This window comes from Streptomyces sp. NPDC006368, assembly GCF_040612535.1.
Taxonomy (GTDB): Bacteria; Actinomycetota; Actinomycetes; order Streptomycetales; family Streptomycetaceae; genus Streptomyces.
This window is the reverse complement of sequence record NZ_JBEXQK010000002.1, coordinates 177,468-196,519: the sequence shown is the minus strand read 5'-3', so window position 1 is coordinate 196,519 and position 19,052 is coordinate 177,468. Positions and strand designations below refer to the sequence as shown.

The following is a 19,052-nucleotide window of genomic DNA, read 5'->3' as shown; positions in this document are numbered from 1 at the left end:
CAACCTCAATCCCGATCGATCCTGGGAGCAGAGTACCGACCGGACAGGTGAGGGTCGGTCAGCAAGGTCCCCGCAACGACGGGTTGGCCGCGGTACGGCACCCGGCCCCGTGGTCCGCCATCGCGGTGCACCCGCCGCACGAACAGCGCAATCGGCGCTCCCCCGGCTTTCCCGCCCCCCGACGGTGACGCACGCTGACCGAGCCCGGCACACCCCCGGCACCGGGCACCCCGAGGACCGGAAGGGACGCTTCCCGGATGGCGGTCAGGCCCGTACACCGCACCAGAGCGCTGCTGTTCGCCGCCGGGGCGCTGCTCCTCGTCGCCCACACGGCCGGCTGGCCGCCGGTGTCCCGGGTGCCGCGGGCCGCCGCCGACGGGGTGGGCGCACACGCGCTCGCGCTGACCGTGACCGTCAACAAGAAGCCCGTCCGGATCGCGGACAGCGTCGGCGTACGGGTCGGTCACATCGTCGTCAGGCGCTACCGGCTCGCCAACCGCTCCGGCGCCGACCTGCACCGCGTCACCCTCCACGACCCGGCCGTGCCGGCGAGCGCGGTGCGCTGCCCGGGCGGACAGGGGTTCTGGATGCGCGGCCTGACCACGGTCACCTGTGTCTCGCGCGTCACGGCCCTGCCGGGGCGGCACTTCGCCACGGTGCGCGCCCGCGCCGAGATCCCCTCGGTGGGCCTGCGCGTGGGGGCGTCCGCCGTCGCCGGGTACCAGGGCGTGGGCGGTGCCCTGCGGCTGTCCGTCGCGGTACGGGACGCCGTGGCGCCGCGCGCGGTGGTCCGCTACACCCTCTCCAACCCGGGCAACCGGACCGTCCACGGCGCCCGGCTCACCGACACGGGGCTCGGCAACCCGCCGGTCAGCTGCGCGGGCCGGCCGGGCCCGCCGCAGGCCCTGCCGCCGGGCGGCGTCGCGGTGTGCGTCGCACGGCTGACCGGGCTCCGTCCCGGTACGTACCGGAGCGTCGCCGAGGTGCGGGGCAGTGACCGGCTGTTCACGCTGGGCCCGACGTGCGAACGGCCGGTTCCGCCGCCGACCCTGGTGGCCCGTGCGACGGCCCCCTTCACGGTCCCGCCCCGGCCCCGCCCGGTGCCGCCCGGCCCTCCGGGGTCTCCTGGGTCTCCTGGAGCCCCCGGTGTGCCCGCGCCTCCTCCCGGGGCTCCCGGGTCGCCCTTGCCTCCGGGTACGCCGGGTACGCCCGGGCCGCCGGGGGCGGTGCCCGGTGCGCCGCCGGGTGCGGTACTGCCCCCGGGTCTGGTGGTCCCGGGCGTGACGGTCCCGGGCGTGGTCGTTCCGCCGGGGGCGGCGGCCGGGGCCCCCGGTGCCGCCGCGGCGGGCGTGGGAGCCGCCGCTGCCGCTGCCGCTGCCGCCGCCGCGCTCGGCGCGGGGGTCGTCGGTGCCGCGGGTGCGGGGGTGGGCGCCGCCGTCGGCACGGCCGGAGCCGCGGGCGCCGCTGCGGCTGCGGCGGCGGGTGTGACGGCCGGTGTGGCGGTGCCGGGTGCGGCTGGTGCTGCCGCCGGTGCGGGTGCGGGTGCGGAGGCGGGGGCCGCAGCGGGAACCGGTACGGCGGCGGGCGCCGGGGCGGCCGAAGCCCTACCCGGTGCTGGTGCAGGTGCTGCCGGTGCTGCCGGTGCCGGTGCCGGTGCTGCCGGTGCCGAGGCCGCCGCGGGCCCCGGTGCCGCCGCTGGCGTACCCCCGGGTGCCGCACCGGCCGTTCCGCCGGGTGCCGCCGCTGCCGTACCGGAAGCCGGTGCCGGTGCGGCTGCCCCCGGGGCCGGTGCCGCGCCACCCGGCGCCGCGGCAGCCGCTCCACCGGAGGCTGCCGTCCCTCCCGGCGCGGCCCTCCCTCCCGGGGCTGCCGTCCCCCCTGGAGCGGCTGTCCCACCCCGTGCCGCCGTGCCTCCCGGTGCCGCCGTGCCTCCCGGTGCCGCCGTACCCCCAGGCGCGGCCGTCCCCCCTGGAGCCGCTGTCCCCCCTGGAGCCGCTGTCCCTCCCGGCGCCGCTGTCCCTCCCGGTGCCGCTGTCCCACCCGGGGCTCTCGTCCCCCCAGGCGCGGCCCTCCCTCCCGGTGCCGTCGATCCGGGGCGGCCGCCCGGGGTCGGTGCCCGGCCGGAGGAGTCGTCGACGCGGCCTCCGGGGCAGCGCACCCGGGACCCCGACGACCAGCGGCTGCTCGCGCGGGCGCGCGGGCTGCTCCGCGAGGACGAGGGGCTCGGCCTGATGGTGCTGCTGTTCCTGCTCTTCCTGCCCGTGGCCGTCGTGGCCGTGGTGGCGGGCCGTCGGCTGTGAGGGAGCGCACGTCATGAGCCATGTGATCGGCATACTGGCGGTCGGGCTGCTCGGCGCCCTGGTCACCGCCGGACTGGTCGTCGTCTGGCACCGTTACCGCCCGGTCGGTGACGGCGAGGAGAACGGCGGCGGAGACGTCGCCGAATACATGTCGATGATGATCGCCCTGCTCTACGCGCTGCTGCTCGGCCTGGCCCTGGTCTCCGTGTGGGAGCTGCGGGGCGCCGCCGAGTCGCACACGTCCACCGAGGCGGGCGCCCTGCACCAGATCACGGTGCTCGCCGAGGGCATGCCCAAGGCGCAGCAGGCCCGGATCGAGGACGTGGCCGGGCGGTACGCCGGCCACGTGGTGCGGGACGAGTGGCCGCACCTGAGCGAGGGCACCCCGCTCGCGGAGCCCGGCTGGTCGCTGGTGCGGCAGCTGCGCGCGGTGGCCGCGGCCCCGCCGGACGCGACCCCGTCCCAGGAGGTGACGGCCCTGGAACTGCTCGGCCAGCTCAGCACGCTCGACGAGGCCCGCCGGGGCCGGGAGGCGGTCGCGCAGGAGTCACTGTCGCCGGTGCTGTGGGCCGGGCTGATCGTGGGCGCGGTCCTCTCGATCTGCATGCTGTTCTTCTTCGGCATCGGGCGCAGCCCGAGCCAGTTGGTGATGGCGATGGGCATGGTGGGGCTGACCGTGTTCCTGGGGCTGCTCATCCACCATCTGGCCGCGCCGTTCGGGGAGGTGATGGGGGTGGTCCCCGACCCGTTCACGCGCTACTTCCCCCGGGCCGCCGAGGCCGGTGGGTGAGCGCGGCACACTTCCGGTGTGAACGAACAGCCACCACCCGAGGCCGGGAAGCCCTTCCTCTACGTCGTCGTGTGCGCGGCCGGGAACGCCGCCGACGTCGGCACCCTGATAGCCGCCGCCCAGGCCCGGGGCTGGGACGTCGGTGTCATCGCCACCCCGCACGGCCTGCCCTTCATCGACGCGGCGGCCGTCGAGGCGCGGACCGGTCATCCGATCCGCTCGGCCTGGCGCCGCCCGGGTGACCCGCGGCCCCTGCCGCCCGCCGACGCCATCGCGGTCGCCCCGGCCACCTTCAACACGATCAACAAGTGGGCGGCGGGCATCGCCGACACGCTGGCGCTGGGCACGCTGTGCGAGGCGTACGGGGCGGGCGTACCCACCGCCGTACTGCCCAGCGTGAACGCCGAGCTGGCCGCCCATCCGGCGTACCGCCAGAGCCTGGAACGGCTGCGCGGGATGGGCGTGCGCGTCGGGGAGGGCAGCGGCGGCGCCGCCGGTTTCCGATGGGAGGAGGCGCTGGAACTGCTGCCCCGGCCGTGACGGGCGCTCCGCCGGACGATGGTTCCCGGCTGCGGTGGCCGCCCCTGTGGAGGGACGATGGGTGGCATGGGCGGTGCGGATGGGCTGGGGGCCGGGCGTGAGACGGCGGACGGCGCGGAGGTGCGGCCTTCGCCGGTCGGCGGCCTGCTCGACGTCCTCGGCGTGGCGGCCATCGTCATCGACGCGGACGGGCGCATCGTGCTGTGGAGCCCGCAGGCCGAGGAACTGTTCGGGTACACCGCCCACGAGGCGCTGGGCAGGTACGCCGCCCGGCTCTTCGTCGCGGAGGAGCACCTCTCTCTCGTCCTGCACCTGTTCGACGAGGTGATGACCACCGGCCGGAGCTGGGCGGGGGTCTTCCCCGTACGGCGCAAGGACGGCAGCACGCGGAAGCTGGAGTTCCGCAACATGCGGCTCATGGACGACCTCGGTGACTTCTACGCGCTCGGGCTGGCCACCGACCAGGAGACCCTGCGCCTCGTCGAACGGGACCTCGCGCTGTCGGTGCGGCTCGTGGACCAGTCACCCATCGGCCTGGCGGTCCTGGACACCGACCTGCGGTACGTGGCCGTCAACGCCGCGCTGGAGCGGTACGACGGTGTGCCCGCTCGGGAGCACCTCGGGCGCACGGTCGCCGAGACCCTGCCGTTCATCGACGTCGAGCGGACGGAGGCGGCGCTGCGGCGCGTCCTGGACACCGGCGTACCGCTGCTCGACCGGCAGGTGGTGGGCCCCGCGCCCGCCGACGCGGACAACGTGCACGCCTGGTCGGTGTCGATCTACCGACTGGACGACGTCGCGGGACGGCCCATCGGCCTCGCGTTCTCGGTGATCGACGTGACCGACCGGTACCGGGCGGCGGCCGAGGCGGAGCGGGCGCGGGACCGCCTGGCCGTGGTCGCCGACGCGTCGGTACGCATCGGCACCACGCTCGACCTGGAGCAGACCGCCCGGGAGCTCGCCGATGTCGCCGTGCCCCAGCTCGCCGACATCGCCGCCGTCGACGTCCTCGACACGGTCCTGGAAGGGCGCCCCACCCGGATGGCCGCCGACGGCCCGGCCGTTTTCCGGGCGCTCGCCGTCTCGGCCGCGTACCCGACGGTCGCCGTCGACGCGGCCGACCCGCCGGGCCTGCTCGCCCGCTACGGCGCCGACCGGCTCGTCACCCGCTGCGTGCGCACCGCCCGGCCGGTCCGCGAGGAGCGCCTCGACGAGCGGACCCTGTCGTGCGTCGCCCGCGACGGCCGCGCCGCCCGGCTGCTGCGCGAGGCCGGGGTCCACTCGTACCTCGCGGTGCCGCTCATCGCGCGCGGCGAGGTGCTCGGCGCCCTCGACCTCAAACGGGCGCGCAACCCGCTGCCGTTCACCGAGGACGACACCGTGCTCGCCAGCGAACTGGCCGCCCGCGCGGCGGTCTGCATCGACAACGCCCGCCTGTACCGGCAGCAGCGGGAGACCGCGCTGACCCTCCAGCGCAGCATGCTGCCCGAGACGCCCGGTGACCTCGTCGGTCTGGACGTCGCCTCCCGCTACCAGCCCGCCGGGGCGCGCAGCGAGGTCGGCGGGGACTGGTTCGACATCATCCCGCTGTCCGGCGAGCGGACCGCGCTGGTCGTGGGCGATGTGATGGGCAGCGGCATCAACGCCGCCACGAGCATGGGACGGCTGCGCACCGCCACCCGCACGCTGTCGCGGCTCGACCTCGAACCGGCCGAGGTGCTGCGCCACCTCGACGAGATCGCCGCGGGGATGGAACCCTCCCTCGCGACCTGCGTGTACGCGGTGTACGACCCGCGCCGGGGCGAGTGCCGGCTGTGCAGCGCCGGCCACCTCCCCCCGGTCCTGGTGCGCGGCGGACACACGCCCGTGCTGCTCGACCTGCCGACCGCGCCGCCGCTGGGTGTCGGGGGGATCCCGTTCCGGGAGACCACCGTCGCCATCGCCCCCGGCGACCGGCTCGTCCTCTACACCGACGGCCTGATCGAGACCCGCGACGAGGACATCGACGCCCGCCTGGAGGCCCTGCTCGCGCTGCTGCGCACCCTGGGGGACAGCTCCCTGGAGGAGTCCTGCGACCGGCTGCTGCGCGAGCTGCGCCACCCGGGCGTCCACGACGACGTGGCACTGCTCATGGCGTGCCCCCTCGCGTGACTCCTCGCGACTTCCCGCCCCGGTGCCTCACATCCGGGGGTTGGCCGCACCCCGGCCGCCCCGCACGCGCCGCCCGGGCCCGTCGCCGCGCGCCGGGCCCGTCGGAGAAACCGCCGAGACCGCCGAGACCGCCGGGCCGCCGCGATCGCCAGGACCGCCGGACGGCCGCGAGCGGCGTGCCCGGTCATCCGGGCACGCCGTCGCCACCCCGTCCGCGCGCCGTCGTCCGCGTCCTACCGTCGCCACCAGGCGCCGGAGGCGTCCCGCAGCGTGTTGGTCCCGCAGTGCACCTCACCCATGCCGAGGTGGTACGTGTCCCAGTCGTCGATGTACGACACCCTCATCCCGGCCCGGGTGTACGCGGCGGTCACGGCGCTGGTGAAGATGTCCTTGCCGCCGATGACCGGCCCCCACTGACGGGGCGCCAGGTACCGGTCGCGGCCCAGCACCACGCCGTTGACCGCGCCCGGGACGTACGCGCTCGTCATGACGGTCCCCCGGCCCGCGCCGCGGGCGCCCTCGGCCGCCTCGGCCCCCTCGCGGGGGAGCCGCTTCTGCTGCCCGTACTCGCTCACCGCGTCCGGCACCTCGCCGGCGCCCATGCGCGTCAGGCGTGGCATGCGCTCGCCGCGCTCGCCCTCCTCCGTACCGCGCGTGTAGAGGGCGGGCACGCGGACGACCTCGGCGTCGGTGACGCCCGTCTCGCGCCGGAGGACGGCCAGGTTGGCCTTGATGCGCTGGGCGGCCATGGTGTTGTCGGCCACGAGCCACTTCGAGGCGAGCGCCTGGTCGATGGTCTCCTTGGGCGCCGGCAGGTCCTTGCCGCCCGGCACGGAGAACATCCGGGTCTTGCCGTGCCCGGCCGCCCGCGCGTCGCGCAGCAGCTTCAGCCCGGCCTCCGGGTCGGCGATGCCGATCTTCCAGCCGCGCGGGGTGTCGGCGGGCAGGAACTGGACGAACTCGTCGACGTGACCCACGTGCAGCCAGGACGTGTCCAGCAGCAGCGGGTCCTGAAGGGCCTGGGACTTCAGCAGCGTGCGCATCGCCCGCGCGGGCTTCGAGCCGTCGTCCTTGCGCTCGCCCATGATGATGCGCCCGGCGGGGAAGGACCGGCCGCCGTGGGCGTACGGCGGGATGGTCTCCAGGTTCCCCATCGAGTTGAGGGTCCACTCCTCCGAGTCGCGGACCCCCGAGACCTGGACGACGCCGACGCCGTTGCCGCGCAGCTTCTCGAACAGCTCCCGCCCGGACTCGCGGTCGGGCTGCGCGGAGCGCAGCATCACGCGGATGACCTGCCGCCGCCCGCCGGGCCCGGTCATGCTGACGTAGCCCGGCTCGACGAAGTCCTGGGCCCAGACGTCCCCGTACTTCTCGAAGGTGACCAGCGGCTTGTCGACACCGGCCGACGTGACCGCGTCGGCGAGGTTCTTGACGAACGCCCGCTGGCGCCGCGCGTAGGGGTCCTTGCCCGGCACCTTGGTGACGAGCACCTGCTGCGCCTTCTGCAGGTGGTGGTGGGTGAGCAGGGGGGCCACCCGGAGCGTGACGTCGTCCGAGGTGGTCCCGGTGCCGGACGTCACCGTGAGACGGACGACCGCGCGGCCGTCCCAGGCGGCGCTGTCGCGTATGACGTCGGTGGCCTCGACGCCGAGCTCCACCCCGGAGCGCAGCTCGGCGGTGGTCAACCGGGTCCGGTCCGTGACGACCGCCCAGGCCGTGCCGCGCTTGACGAAGACCCGGGCCTTCTTGCCGCCCTTGACGACGCGCAGGGTGCCGGTCGCACCGGCGGGCAGGTCCGTCATCGGTACGGACCGCACGCGGGCCAGGTCGGACGCGTCGGCGGTGCCGTTCACTCGGGTGTCGGAGGCGTCGTTGCAGGCGGCCAGCCGGGCGTCGGACAGCGGCTTGCCGCCGGGGCCGGAGGTGGGGCACCGGCGGGTGTCGTCGTCGATGTTGGGCAGGACGACCGCGCCCCTGGCGGTGGTCCAGGTGTCCTCGCCCGCGGTGTCGGTCGTGCCCGTTACGTCGACCCGCCCGTCCCGGTTCACGTCCGCCCGCAGGTCGGCCCGCGGGGAGGCGATCGGCACCTCGGTGGCGAACCCGGGCGCGGCGGGCGCCAGGACGGCGCCGATCACGGATATGGCGAGTGTCGCGCGTCTCGCGTGGCTCGTACGCACCATGCGTCCCTTCGTGAGGCTGTGTTACCGAGCCGGAAGAGGACGCACGGGGCCACCGCGTTGGCCGACCGGAGGAGGAGTCGGAATCCACCGCGGGCATGACGAAGAATCAACCGGAATGAGCTATGAGCCGGACCGGTGCACGACCCGGACGCCGCACCGGTGTCACGACCCGGACCCCCGACCGGTGTCACGACCCGGACCCCGGACCGGTGCACCGCCCGGTCCCCCGGCCGCCGACCCCGGACCGGTGCACGACCCGGGGCGGGGACTAGCCGCCGGCCTCCAGGGCCGGCGGCGTACGCGTCACCGTGCGCCCCAGCGCGCCGGCCGCCCGGGCGAACTTCGCGGCGTCCACGACGGCCGCGCCCCCCGGGTCGTTGTTGAAGTACACGTACACGTCGTCCTCGTCGCCCCACGCGCCGGCGATGCGCCGCGCCCACGAAGCCAGCGCCTGGCGCCCGTAGCGGGGCGGCGGCGCGGCGAGGCCGCCGTGGAACCGTACGTACCCCCAGGGGGCGGTCCGCCACAGCGGCGCCACCGGCCGCGAACCCCGGTCCGCCCAGCACAGCGCGGCGCCGTACCGCTCCAGGACCGTCCGCAGTTCCCGCTCCGCCTCCCACCACGAGGGGTGGCGCAGTTCGACGGCGACCCGCACCGTGCCGGGAAAGCACCGCAGGCACCGGTCCAGCGCGCCGGTGTCCGCCTGGAAGTTCGGCGGCAACTGCACCAGCACCGGCCCCATCCGGTCCCCGAGCCCGGCGGCCCGCCCCAACAGCCGCTCCACCGGCTCCTCGGGGTCGCGCAGCCGCTTCAGATGGGTCAGATAGCGGCTCGCCTTGACCGCCATGACGAAGCCCTCCGGCGTCCGCTCCCGCCAGGAGGCGAACACCTCCGTGGCGGGCAGCCGGTAGAAGGCGTTGTTGTTCTCGACCGTGGCGAAGTGCCGGGCGTACTCCTCCAGCCACAGCCGCTGCGGCTGCCGGGCCGGATAGAGCACGCCGCGCCAGTCCTTGTACTGCCACCCCGAGGTTCCGACGAGCATGGGCATGCACCGATGCCTGCCCGTACGGCCCCCGGCTGTCGCTACCGGGCCACGAACTGCGTCAGGATGGCCTGCACTTCGTAGATGTCGACGCCCTTGGTGAAGGTCTTCTGGATCGGGGCGGGGTTGCCGGACACCCAGATCTTCAGCTCGGCGTCGAGGTCGAAGGTGCCGGCGGTCTCCACGGCGAAGTGGGTGATGCTCCGGTACGGGATGGAGTGGTACTCGACCTTCTTGCCGGTGATCCCCTGCTTGTCGACGAGGATGAGGCGCCGGTCGGTGAACAGGATCGTGTCGCGGATCAGCAGGAACGCGGCGTGCACCTGCTCGTTCTGGCCCAGCAGCCGGGCGTAGTCCTGCTGTGCCGTCGTCGGATCGATGGTGTGCGCGTTGCCGAACAGCGCCATGACAGGCCCCCCATGAGTGGTGATTGTGCGCGATCTTCGCACAGTACAGCGGACGGGCCGGCGCGGAGGAAGGCGTCGAACCACATGATCAGGGGAATCTCAGGGCCGGCGGCGGCCCGCACCGCCCCCGGGTCAGCCGCGGCCCGCGACGCGCCGCAGCCACCGGCGCAGCCGTCGGCGCAGGCGGCGCCATGGACGGCCGGGGGCCGGCCGCTCGTGTCCGGGCGCGCCCGGGACCAGAGGCACCTGGGGCATCAGGAAGCGCGATCCGTCGCGCACCATGACGCACAGGGGGGCGCCGTCCAGGTCCTCCACGAGGATGGTGAACGGCCGCGGCGGGTCGCCGGGCAGTTCGGCCGCCAGTTCCCGGACGCCGCCGCGGTGACCCCGCCGGACGGCGACGACCTTGCCGTCCACGAGGACCTCGATGTCCTGGGCGACGTGACCGAGCAGGACGGTGATGGAGTGACCGTCCTGGTCGAGGTGGAAGCGGTGGCTGCCGGCCACGCCTCCAGCGTAGCCACGCCGACTCCACAGCCACCAGGTCTGTTTTCGCAGTGACCGGTGGGGCAGTTGGGGCGTATGTGTTCGTATCGACCCCTCGTCGCCGACCGTACCGCCGCGCTCCTGCTGGAGGGGTACGCCTGGCTGCCCGACCGCATGCGGCAGGCCGTCGGCCCCGTCGTCCGCACCCGTCTCCTCGGGCGCCACACGGTCGCGCTGCGCGGCCCCGACGCCGTGCGCTTCTTCTACGACGAACGCCATGTACGCCGCGAGGGCGCCATACCCGAGCCCGTGCGCGGCACCCTCTTCGGTCACGGCGCCGTCCACACGCTCGACGGGGACGCGCACCGCGCCCGCAAGGCGATGTTCATGGCCCTGCTCACCTCGCCCGCCCACATCGCGGACCTGGTGGAGGAGGTCGCGGCGGCGTGGGACGAGACCACCGCGGACTGGGGCGACCGGCCGCGCGTGGTGCTGTTCGACGAGGTGGCCCACGTCCTCACCGCCGGGGTGTGCCGCTGGGCCGGCGTACCGGTGGACGCCTCCCGGGTGGAGGAGGTGGCCGGCGACCTGGTGGCCATGGTCGACGGCTTCGCCACCGCGGGCCCCCGCCACTGGCGCGCCCGCCGCGCCCGCAACCGGTGCGAGACGTGGCTGGCGGGCCTCATCGACGACGTGCGCGCCGGCGAGGTGACCCCGCCCGAGGCCTCGGTCCTCGCCGCGGTGGCCGCCCACCGCGAGGCCGACGGACAGCACCTCGATTCCCGTACGGCCGCCGTCGAACTCCTCAACGTCCTGCGGCCCACGGTCGCCGTCACGTGGTTCGTGGCCTTCGCCGCCCACGCCCTGCACCGCCGGCCCGAGAACCGCGCCCGGCTCCGCGGCGACGACACGGCGTACACGGCGGCCTTCGTCCACGAGGTGCGCCGCTTCTACCCCTTCGCGCCGTTCAGCGCGGGCCGCGCCGCCGGGGACCTCACCTGGCGCGACGAGCACATCCCCGAGGGCGGGCTCGTCCTGCTGGACCTGTACGGGCAGAACCACGACGAGGAGCTGTGGGGCGACCCGTACGCCTTCCGCCCCGAACGCTTCCTGGAGCGCCCCGTGGAACGCGACGAGCTGGTCCCGCAGGGCGGCGGCGACCCGACCACCGGCCACCGCTGCCCCGGCGAGGCGATCACCATCGCGCTGCTGGAGGCGCTGGTCGTACGGCTCGCCCGACTGGAGTACGACGTGCCGCCCCAGGATCTGACGATCCCGCTGCGGCGCGTCCCGACCCGGCCCCGCAGCGGGTTCGTGATCCGGCCGCGCACGCGGGGCCGCCCCGGCGACGGCTCCGGTGACGGCTCCGCTCAGTCGTCCCCGGTCACCTTCTCCGACAGGGCCGTGTAGGCGAACTGGAGCGCGTCCGACCCGGCGAGCGCGGCCAGGGCGCCCGTGACCGTACGGGTGGCGCGCGGCCAGAGCAGACTCGCGCCGGTCAGCGTGGCCACGGTCCACACGCTCACGCAGAACGGGCAGGTCAGCAGCTCGCCCACCACGTGACGGGGCCCCTCGCGCGGCTCCTCGGCCACCTCCGCCGGGCCCTGCTGACCCTCGTACCGGGTGAAGGGCGCCCGCAGCGGGTTGGTGACGGAGGACTTGCTCACCAGCCGGCTCAGCCGGAACGTCGCCACCGAGGTCAGCAGCACGTCCCACGGTTCGGGCCGGACCGGCATCGGCAGCCCCCGCGCCCGGACCGCCCCCGCCCACGCCGCCGTGTAGACCCCGAACGCGGCCAGGGCCGCGGCGTGCCCGCCCACCGGGGGCGCGTCGTCGTTCCCCTTCCCGTACGTACGGCTGATCCGCCTGGCCGTGCGCGCCAACACCTTCACCATTGCGCCGCCTCCTGTCTGTTCCGTCACCGTAAGCCCGGCGCCACGCCCCGGCCCGGCGGCCGGCCTGCTCCGGGCACCCGTCGCGTTGCCCACCCCGTCCTCTGGTGCCCACCAATGGCCCCGGATCACAGCCCACCGGCCACCGGTTCACACGGTTCCGGGGGTGGCCCGGGAGCGGCGCACGCGTGACCATCGGCGGGGAAGGGCAACACCGGCACCGGTGCGAACCGGCCGACCGAGGAGGGCACCCATGGTGCGGGACGTGGACGTCGTGGTGATCGGCATGGGCGTGGGCGGTGAGCACGTCGCCGGGCGGCTGGCCGAGGCCGGGCTGGAGGTCGCCGGTGTGGAGGCCGAGCTGGTCGGCGGGGAGTGCCCGTACTGGGCGTGCGTCCCCAGCAAGATGATGATCCGAGCCGCGAACCTGATCGCCGAGGCCCGGCGCGTGCCCGGCATGGCCGGCACCGCCGAGGTGACACCCGATTTCGCCCCGGTCGCCGCCCGCGTCCGGGACGAGGCGACGGACGACTGGGACGACCGGGTCGCCGTGGACCGCTTCACCGGCAAGGGCGGGCGCTTCGTGCGCGGGCGCGCCCGGCTGACCGGGCCCGGGCGGATCGAGGTCGACGTCGACGGGCAGGGTGCCGAGACCCTCACGGCCCGTCGCGGGGTGGTGCTGGCGACCGGCAGCCGTCCGCAGGTCCCACCGGTGCCGGGCCTGGACGCCACCCCGTACTGGACGAACCGCGACGCGGTCTCCGCCAAGGAGGCCCCCGACGCGCTGCTGGTCCTCGGCGGCGGCGCCGTCGGCCTGGAACTGGCCCAGGCGTTCACCCGCTTCGGGACGGCGGTGACCGTCGTGGAGGCCCAGGACCGGCTCCTGCCCGGGGAGGAGCCCGAGGCGGGCGCGCTCATCGCCGACGCCCTGCGCGCGGAGGGCGTCACCGTGCGCACCGGGGCCCGCGCCACCGGAGCGCGGTACGCCGAGGACACGTTCCGGCTGACGCTCGACGGCGGTGAGGAGCTGACCGCGCCGCACCTGCTGGTCGCCACGGGGCGGCGCCCCGCGCTCGCGGGCCTCGGCCTGGAGACCGTCGGCCTGGACCCCGGCGCCCGGGCGCTGGACGTGGACGGCCGGATGCGGGCGGCGGACGGCGTGTGGGCCGTCGGCGACCTCACCGGGCGCGGCGCGTTCACCCACGTCGCGATGTACCAGGCCGAGATCGCGGTGCGCGACATCCTCGGCGGCGACCCCGGCCCGGAGGCCGACTACCGCGCCCTGCCCCGCGTCACGTTCACCGACCCGGAGGTCGGGTCCGTGGGGCTGACCGAGCGCGCGGCCCGCGACCGGGGCCTGAGGGTGCGTACGGGCACGGCCCAGGTACCGTCCTCGACGCGCGGCTGGATCCACAAGGCCGGCAACGAGGGCATGATCAAGCTCGTGGCGGACGCCGACCGCGGCGTGCTGGTCGGCGCCACCTCCGCCGGCCCGGCGGGCGGCGAGGTGCTGTACGGCCTCGCGGTCGCGGTCCAGGCCGAAGTGCCGGTCACCCGGCTGCTCCACATGATGTACGCGTACCCGACCTTCCACCGCGCCGTGCAGGAAGCCCTCGCGGAGCTGGGCACGGACGCCCACTGACACACACCGTCCCTGTAACCCCGGTCATGACCCGGGTTCACGACCCCGTTGCGGAGATCCCCCTTGGGCATGGCACCGCCGCCGCCGGCGACCGCCGTCGCGTTCTTCGACGTCGACGAGACACTCACCACCGGCAAGACGATGGCCGGCTTCTACGGCTTCTTCCTCACCGCCGTCGGCCACGGCCCGCGGGAGCGGGACCGGTTGCTGCGCGAGGCCCATGACCTGTTGCGTCCCGGCATCACCCGGGAAGTGGCCAATCGCCTCTTCTACCGGCGCCTCGCCGGCTACAAGGCCGAGGCGGTGGAGGCCGCCGGGCGGGCCTGGTTCGACCGGCACCGGGAGCGCGGCGGATTCTTCCACCGGGACGTCGTCGACGCGCTCGCCGCGCACCGGGCGGCCGGGCTGGCCACGGTCCTGGTCTCGGGGTCCTTCCCGGCCTGCCTGGACCCCATCGCCGCCCACGTCGGGGCGGACCTCGTGCTGTGCACCCGACCCGAGGTGCGGGACGGGGTGCACACCGGCGAGGTGGTCGAGACGATGATCGGCGCCGCGAAGGAGCGGGCCGCGCGGGCGCTCCTGACCGAGCACGGCATCGCGCCCCAGCGCTGCCACGCGTACGGCGACCACCCCTCGGACCTCGACCTGCTGCGCCTGGTCGGCCACCCGGTCGTCGTGGGCGCGCACCCGGACCTGGTGGCGGAGGCCGACCGGAACGGCTGGCGCCGCCTGCCGGGCGTACCCGGCTGAGATCACCGCACGAGCCGTACGCCCCGTACGAGCTGCCCGGCCGGCCGGCGCCGGGCGGCCGTGGCGTACCACTGGACGGCGAGCACGGCGGCGAGGGCGAACTCCACGGCGTCCCCGCCGTAGTACATCAACCGCGCGCCCGTCCGCAGATCGGCGCCCGCGTGGGCGGTGCCCGGCGGAGGGACGGCGTACAGCGTCTTCGCGAGGACCGCGTGCGCGGTGCCGGCCGCGAGCAGGGTGGCGCCGCGCCACGCGAGGCTCCACCGGTGGCGCAGCGGGTCGAGCCCGCACACGGCGAAGGTGAACAGCAGGCCGGCGGCCAGGACGTGGAGATGGACGGCGGCGCCCAGCAGCGGGTGGTGGTGGGCGGCGGCCGACAGCGGGGTGCGGTGCAGCAGCCACAGGCCGCCGATGTCCAGCAGGGCGGCCACGGGCGGGAACAGCAGCACGGCGGCGGGCCGGGAGTGCCCCACGGCCACCAGGGCGCGCCGCGCGGGCCCGGGAGGCAGGGCGCGCAGGGCGAGGGTGAGCGGACGGCCGAGCACCAGCAGCAGCGGCGCGGCCATGGCGACGACCAGGTGCTGGACGATGTGCGCGGTGAACGGTCCGCCGGGGAGCGCGGCCGTCATCGCGTACGCCAGGGCGGCGCAGCCGGCGGTGAAGGAGACGTCCCGGCGCCACGGCCAGGCGTCCCCGCGCCGGCGCAGCCGGGCCGAGCCCGCCAGGTGGACGGCGGCGGCCGTCGACGCGGCCACGCCGATCAGGGGAGCCACGTCCGGGGTCACGGGGTGCGGCGGCGGTCGGCGCGCACGGTCAGGACCGCACCGGCGAGCAGCAGCAGGACGCCCGCGATGTTCCACGCCCAGTCGTACGGGGTGACGTCGACGCCGTAACGGATCTGGTGGAGACGGAGCAGCTTGTGGTCGACGACACCGTCGAAGAGCTGGAAGGCGCCCAGCCCCAGGAAGAGGCCGGCCACGGCATGGGCCGGGGCCAAGACACCACGGCGGCGCAGGTCCGCGTACAGCGTGAGGCCCGCGACCAGGGCGAGCAGTTCGCCGGTGTGCAGCAACCCGTCGGACAGCAGGCCGATGCCCGGTGTGGAACGGTCGTAGAAGTGGTGCCAGCGCAGGATCTGGTGGAAGACGATCTCGTCGACCGCCGCCATCACGGCAGCGCCGATGAGCGCGCAGACGGCGAGCGACCGACGCGCGAGCGGACGCGCGCCGGGTGGCGTGGAAGGAGAGGGTCCGTTCGTCGTCATCGGTCGGTGCTGCCTTTCCCTCGGCGGTGGGCGTACCCGCCGTACGCCTACCCGGCGCGCCCGCTTCGGGCGTCCCGCGCGCCGGGATCGTGCGTACGTGCGGGTGAACCGCGCGAAGGGGGGAGGGAAAGGGCCGACCGTCAGGCGGCGGCGTCCCCGGCGAGCACGGCGTCGATGAGGGCGAGCTCCTCCGCGGTGAAGGCGAGGTCGCCGACCGCGGCGACGTTGTCCTCCAGCTGCCGGACGCTGCTGGCGCCGATGATCGCGGACGTCACCGTCGTCTCGCGCAGCACCCACGCGAGAGCCGTCCGGGCCAGGGACTGCCCGCGCTCCCGGGCGAGCGCGTCCAGCTTCCGCAGCCGGGCCAGGAGCCCGGGGGTGAGGCGGTCGGGGGTGAGGAAGGGGCTGCTGCCCGCGGCCCGCGAGCCGGCGGGGACGCCGTCGAGGTACCGGTCGGTGAGCAGGCCCTGCTCCAGCGGCGAGTAGACGATCGCACCGGCGCCGAGCTCATCGAGCGCCGGGAGCAGCTCCTCCTCGGGCTGCCGGTCGAGCATCGAGTAACGCGGCTGGTGGATGAGCAGGGGAGTGCCAAGCTCGCGCAGGATGCGGGCGGCCTGCCGGGTCTGCTCGGCGGGGTAGTTGGAGATGCCGGCGTAGAGCGCCTTGCCCTGGCGTACGGCGGTGTCCAGCGCTCCCATGGTCTCTTCGAGAGGCGTGTCCGGGTCGTAGCGGTGGGAGTAGAAGATGTCCACGTACTCCAGGCCGAGGCGGCCCAGGCTCTGGTCCAGCGAGGACAGCAGGTACTTCCGCGACCCCCACTCGCCGTACGGCCCGGGCCACATCAGGTACCCGGCCTTCGTCGACACGACGATCTCGTCGCGGTACGGACGCAGCGCCTCCCGGAAGACGCGGCCGAAGGTGGTCTCGGCGGCGCCCGGGGGCGGCCCGTAGTTGTTCGCCAGGTCGAAGTGCGTCACGCCCAGGTCGAAGGCGCGGGTGACGAGGGCGCGTTGCCCGTCGAAGTCGCGGTCGGTGCCGAAGTTGTGCCACAGCCCCAGGGACAGGGCGGGCAGCCGCAGACCGCTGCGCCCGACCCGGCGGTAGGGCATGGCGTCATAACGGTCGGCGCGCGCGGGGTGCGGGACGCACACGGGGGACGTGGGGGGCGTGGTGGACGCGGTGGGCAAGGCGGCGCCTCTCTTCCGGTGGTGGTGCCTTCTGGCTTCCGCCCTCAGCCTCGTCCTCCCCTCACCATGTCGTCCAACAGGAAAATGCGATGGGATTGTGCGGCTAGGCTGCTCAATCGTGGAACTGCGTCACCTGGAGTACTTCGTGGCCGTGGCCGAGGAACGGCACTTCACCCGGGCCGCCGCCCGGCTGATGGTGTCACAGTCGGGGCTGTCGGCCGCCATCCGCGCCCTGGAGCGGGAGCTCGGGGCGCCCCTGTTCGTCCGCAGTACGCGCACCGTCGCGCTCACCGAGGCGGGACGGGCGCTCCTGGGCGAGGCCGGCCGGGCGCTGGCCAGTGTGCGGGCCGCCCGCGAGGCGGTCGCGGCCACCCAGGGGCTGCTGCGCGGGACCCTCGCGGTGGGGACGGAACAGTGCGTGTCCGGCGTCCACGTGCCGAGCCTGCTCGCCGCGTTCCGGCAGCGCCACCCGCGGGTGGAGATCCGGCTGCGCCAGGCCGGCTCGGTACAGCTCATGGACGAGGTCGCCGCCGGGCGGCTCGACGTCGCCTTCCTGCTGCCCTTCGGCGACCCACCGCCCCGTGTACGCCTGTCACCGCTGGCCGACGAGCCCATGACCCTGCTCTGTCACCCGGACCACCCGCTGGCCGGGACCGGAGCCGAAGCCGGGACCGGGACCGGTATCGAGACCGGAGCCCGGACCGCGCCCGGCGCCGGTGCGGCGTGGAGCGCGCTGGCGGACGAGCCGTTCGTCGACTTCCACCCCGACTGGGGCACCCGCAGGATCACCGACCGCGCGTTCGCCGCCGCCCGGGTCCAGCGGCAGGTGACCCTGGAGGTCAACGACGTGCACAGCCTCCTGGAACTCGTCCAGGAAGGGCTCGGCATCGCCCTCGTCCCCCAGCACTTCACGGCCAAGCCGCAGGCCGCCGGGCTCCGCGCCGTACCGCTGGACGCCCTGCCCGGCGGACACCGCCCCGCCTATGTCTCCTCGGCGGCCTCGGCGGGGGAAACGGCCACGAGCCCGGCCGCGCAGGCGCTGCTCTCGCTCCTCACCCCACCGACGCACCGCTGACCACCGGTACGCCCCGGACCGACGGGCGCCCCGCTGCCGTCGGCCGGCGGCTCCGGGGGTGAGCCGCCGGTCCGGCGTCGTCAGCCCCCGGCGGTGCCGTCCACGGTGCTGTCCCCGTCTCCGACACCCTCCCCGTCCCCGTCTCCGGAGGTGTCGCTCGGCCGCGGTGCACCCGCCCGCCGTTGCCGCAGCTCGTCGTTGAGCCGCAGGGCCTCCTCCAGCTGGTCCTCGAGGATGATGATGCGGCACGCGGCCTCGATCGGCGTGCCCTGGTCGACCAGCTCACGGGCCCGCGCCGCGACGCGCAGCTGGTAGCGCGAGTAACGGCGGTGACCCCCTTCGGACCGGAGCGGGGTGATGAGTCGTGCGTCCCCGAGGGCGCGCAGGAACGCCGGCGTGGTGCCGATCAGCTCCGCGGCGCGACCCATCGTGTACGCGGGGTAGTCGTCGTCGTCGAGGTTGTCGGCGGCGTTGTGTCGTGCTCCTGGTGCCATGCGCACCTTTCGTCCTGGGCGTCGGGATGCCGTGCCGTGCACAGGACCCGGCCTGGGAGGGCTCCCGGTACTCGGTGCTCGCCTCCCGGGCGGCTTCGCGCTACGCGCGGAACCGTATCCGCCGGGAGGGCGGAATGTCTATTCCGGCCGCTGCAGATTCCCGGCACCGGCGCCGACCGGCTCACTCGCCCCCGTTCCGGGCCCGGCCTCGCGCCCGGCGCGGAGACCGCCCGTGCGCGGGGTCGGCGCCCCGGCGGTGGCGCGCCGCGCGCCCCGCCCGGGGAGGAGGAACACGCGCGGAAGAAATCTCAATCGGCCGCTGAAGAAAGAGGGCCGGGAGGCGGAAAGATTTTCTCCCGCCACGCGACATCGCCGCGAGTTCGAGTCCGAGATCACGGAAAGGAAAGCCGTGCGTCGGCCAATGTGCCGTGCTACTGTCGGTGTCAGTTGCAGTTGTGGTTCCCAGATCTCACGTGCCCTTCCATCGGCCAGATGGTTGAGCACTTTCGTGTTGCCGGTATTTTCCGGACGGGTCAATCATCGCCGCGATGCGGGGCTTGCGCAGTGTGAGCCCGAATTCCCCGAATGGAGAAAAACATGGCTACTGGCATCGTGAAGTGGTTCAACGCCGAAAAGGGCTTCGGCTTCATCCAGCAGGACGGCGGCGGCGCCGACGTCTTCGCCCACTACTCGAACATCGCCACCAGCGGCTTCCGTGAGCTTCAGGAAGGCCAGAAGGTGAGCTTCGACGTGACGCAGGGCCAGAAGGGCCCGCAGGCGGAGAACATCGTTCCCGCCTGATCGCGAAGCGCTTGACGCGGCCGGGGCCCGCACCGTGGGGTGCGGGCCCCG

Annotated in this window: 18 protein-coding genes; 9 read left to right on the top strand and 9 right to left on the bottom strand. The window is 74.9% G+C overall.

All coding sequences use genetic code 11. From position 1 onward, the window contains the following. Positions 1 to 257 precede the first annotated feature (257 nt). From ABZZ38_RS02750 to ABZZ38_RS02735, 4 genes are all read left to right on the top strand, one after another. A complete protein-coding gene (locus ABZZ38_RS02750; RefSeq protein ID WP_356734972.1) occupies positions 258 to 2,300 on the top strand; it encodes a hypothetical protein in 2,043 nt (680 codons plus the stop codon). Between the two features lie 13 nt (positions 2,301 to 2,313). Next, positions 2,314 to 3,090, top strand: a complete 777-nt coding sequence (locus ABZZ38_RS02745; RefSeq protein WP_356734970.1) for a hypothetical protein — start codon at positions 2,314 to 2,316, stop codon at positions 3,088 to 3,090. Between the two features lie 18 nt (positions 3,091 to 3,108). Next, on the top strand, positions 3,109 to 3,630 hold the full coding sequence (locus ABZZ38_RS02740; RefSeq protein ID WP_356734968.1) for a flavoprotein: 522 nt from the start codon (positions 3,109 to 3,111) through the stop codon (positions 3,628 to 3,630). Positions 3,631 to 3,696: 66 nt separating this feature from the next. Continuing rightward, positions 3,697 to 5,781 (top strand): SpoIIE family protein phosphatase, encoded by a 2,085-nt coding sequence (locus ABZZ38_RS02735; RefSeq protein WP_356734966.1) that lies wholly within the window; start codon positions 3,697 to 3,699, stop codon positions 5,779 to 5,781. 233 nt (positions 5,782 to 6,014) lie between these two features. Here ABZZ38_RS02735 and ABZZ38_RS02730 read toward each other — a convergent pair whose 3' ends face one another. The 4 genes from ABZZ38_RS02730 to ABZZ38_RS02715 form a co-directional block, all read right to left on the bottom strand. Then, positions 6,015 to 7,961: a protein-arginine deiminase domain-containing protein gene (locus tag ABZZ38_RS02730; RefSeq protein ID WP_356734964.1), complete on the bottom strand. Its 1,947-nt coding sequence runs from the start codon at positions 7,959 to 7,961 to the stop codon at positions 6,015 to 6,017. Between the two features lie 268 nt (positions 7,962 to 8,229). After that, positions 8,230 to 9,009 carry a DUF72 domain-containing protein gene (locus ABZZ38_RS02725; RefSeq protein ID WP_356734962.1) on the bottom strand — a complete coding sequence of 260 codons (780 nt, stop codon included), beginning with the start codon at positions 9,007 to 9,009 and terminating at the stop codon, positions 8,230 to 8,232. 35 nt (positions 9,010 to 9,044) lie between these two features. Beyond that, positions 9,045 to 9,410 carry a PH domain-containing protein gene (locus tag ABZZ38_RS02720; RefSeq protein WP_356734960.1) on the bottom strand — a complete coding sequence of 122 codons (366 nt, stop codon included), beginning with the start codon at positions 9,408 to 9,410 and terminating at the stop codon, positions 9,045 to 9,047. A gap of 132 nt (positions 9,411 to 9,542) precedes the next feature. Next, positions 9,543 to 9,917, bottom strand: a complete 375-nt coding sequence (locus ABZZ38_RS02715) for a hypothetical protein (protein WP_356734958.1) — start codon at positions 9,915 to 9,917, stop codon at positions 9,543 to 9,545. 75 nt (positions 9,918 to 9,992) lie between these two features. Here ABZZ38_RS02715 and ABZZ38_RS02710 point away from each other — a divergent pair, with 75 nt between their 5' ends. After that, positions 9,993 to 11,306 carry a cytochrome P450 gene (locus ABZZ38_RS02710; protein WP_356734956.1) on the top strand — a complete coding sequence of 438 codons (1,314 nt, stop codon included), beginning with the start codon at positions 9,993 to 9,995 and terminating at the stop codon, positions 11,304 to 11,306. On the opposite strand, the gene ABZZ38_RS02705 is transcribed toward ABZZ38_RS02710, so the two are convergent. Beyond that, complete coding sequence (locus ABZZ38_RS02705) at positions 11,267 to 11,791, bottom strand: DUF1360 domain-containing protein (protein WP_356734954.1); 525 nt, start codon at positions 11,789 to 11,791, stop codon at positions 11,267 to 11,269. The genes ABZZ38_RS02710 and ABZZ38_RS02705 overlap by 40 nt on opposite strands. Positions 11,792 to 12,041: 250 nt before the next feature. On the opposite strand from ABZZ38_RS02705, the gene ABZZ38_RS02700 reads away from it, so the two are divergent. Together ABZZ38_RS02700 and ABZZ38_RS02695 are read left to right on the top strand one after the other, a co-directional pair. After that, complete coding sequence (locus ABZZ38_RS02700) at positions 12,042 to 13,430, top strand: NAD(P)/FAD-dependent oxidoreductase (RefSeq protein ID WP_356734952.1); 1,389 nt, start codon at positions 12,042 to 12,044, stop codon at positions 13,428 to 13,430. A 69-nt stretch (positions 13,431 to 13,499) separates the two neighbouring features. Beyond that, positions 13,500 to 14,180 (top strand): HAD-IB family hydrolase, encoded by a 681-nt coding sequence (locus tag ABZZ38_RS02695; protein ID WP_356734950.1) that lies wholly within the window; start codon positions 13,500 to 13,502, stop codon positions 14,178 to 14,180. A 2-nt stretch (positions 14,181 to 14,182) separates the two neighbouring features. On the opposite strand, the gene ABZZ38_RS02690 is transcribed toward ABZZ38_RS02695, so the two are convergent. The 3 genes from ABZZ38_RS02690 to ABZZ38_RS02680 all read right to left on the bottom strand — a co-directional run bounded on the left by ABZZ38_RS02690 (position 14,183) and on the right by ABZZ38_RS02680 (position 16,553). Beyond that, the gene (locus tag ABZZ38_RS02690; protein WP_356734948.1) at positions 14,183 to 14,935 is read right to left on the bottom strand and encodes a cytochrome c oxidase assembly protein; all 753 of its coding nucleotides are present in this window, start codon (positions 14,933 to 14,935) and stop codon (positions 14,183 to 14,185) included. 26 nt (positions 14,936 to 14,961) lie between these two features. Next, positions 14,962 to 15,444, bottom strand: a complete 483-nt coding sequence (locus ABZZ38_RS02685) for a DUF2243 domain-containing protein (protein WP_356734946.1) — start codon at positions 15,442 to 15,444, stop codon at positions 14,962 to 14,964. A gap of 140 nt (positions 15,445 to 15,584) precedes the next feature. Beyond that, on the bottom strand, positions 15,585 to 16,553 hold the full coding sequence (locus tag ABZZ38_RS02680; RefSeq protein WP_356735275.1) for an aldo/keto reductase: 969 nt from the start codon (positions 16,551 to 16,553) through the stop codon (positions 15,585 to 15,587). A 196-nt stretch (positions 16,554 to 16,749) separates the two neighbouring features. Here ABZZ38_RS02680 and ABZZ38_RS02675 point away from each other — a divergent pair, with 196 nt between their 5' ends. Next, on the top strand, positions 16,750 to 17,706 hold the full coding sequence (locus ABZZ38_RS02675; protein ID WP_356734944.1) for a LysR substrate-binding domain-containing protein: 957 nt from the start codon (positions 16,750 to 16,752) through the stop codon (positions 17,704 to 17,706). Between the two features lie 80 nt (positions 17,707 to 17,786). On the opposite strand, the gene ABZZ38_RS02670 is transcribed toward ABZZ38_RS02675, so the two are convergent. Continuing rightward, on the bottom strand, positions 17,787 to 18,200 hold the full coding sequence (locus ABZZ38_RS02670) for a MerR family transcriptional regulator (protein ID WP_356734942.1): 414 nt from the start codon (positions 18,198 to 18,200) through the stop codon (positions 17,787 to 17,789). A 597-nt stretch (positions 18,201 to 18,797) separates the two neighbouring features. Between ABZZ38_RS02670 and ABZZ38_RS02665 the strand changes: the two genes are divergently transcribed. Next, the gene (locus ABZZ38_RS02665) at positions 18,798 to 19,001 is read left to right on the top strand and encodes a cold-shock protein (RefSeq protein ID WP_356734940.1); all 204 of its coding nucleotides are present in this window, start codon (positions 18,798 to 18,800) and stop codon (positions 18,999 to 19,001) included. Positions 19,002 to 19,052: the final 51 nt, after the last annotated feature.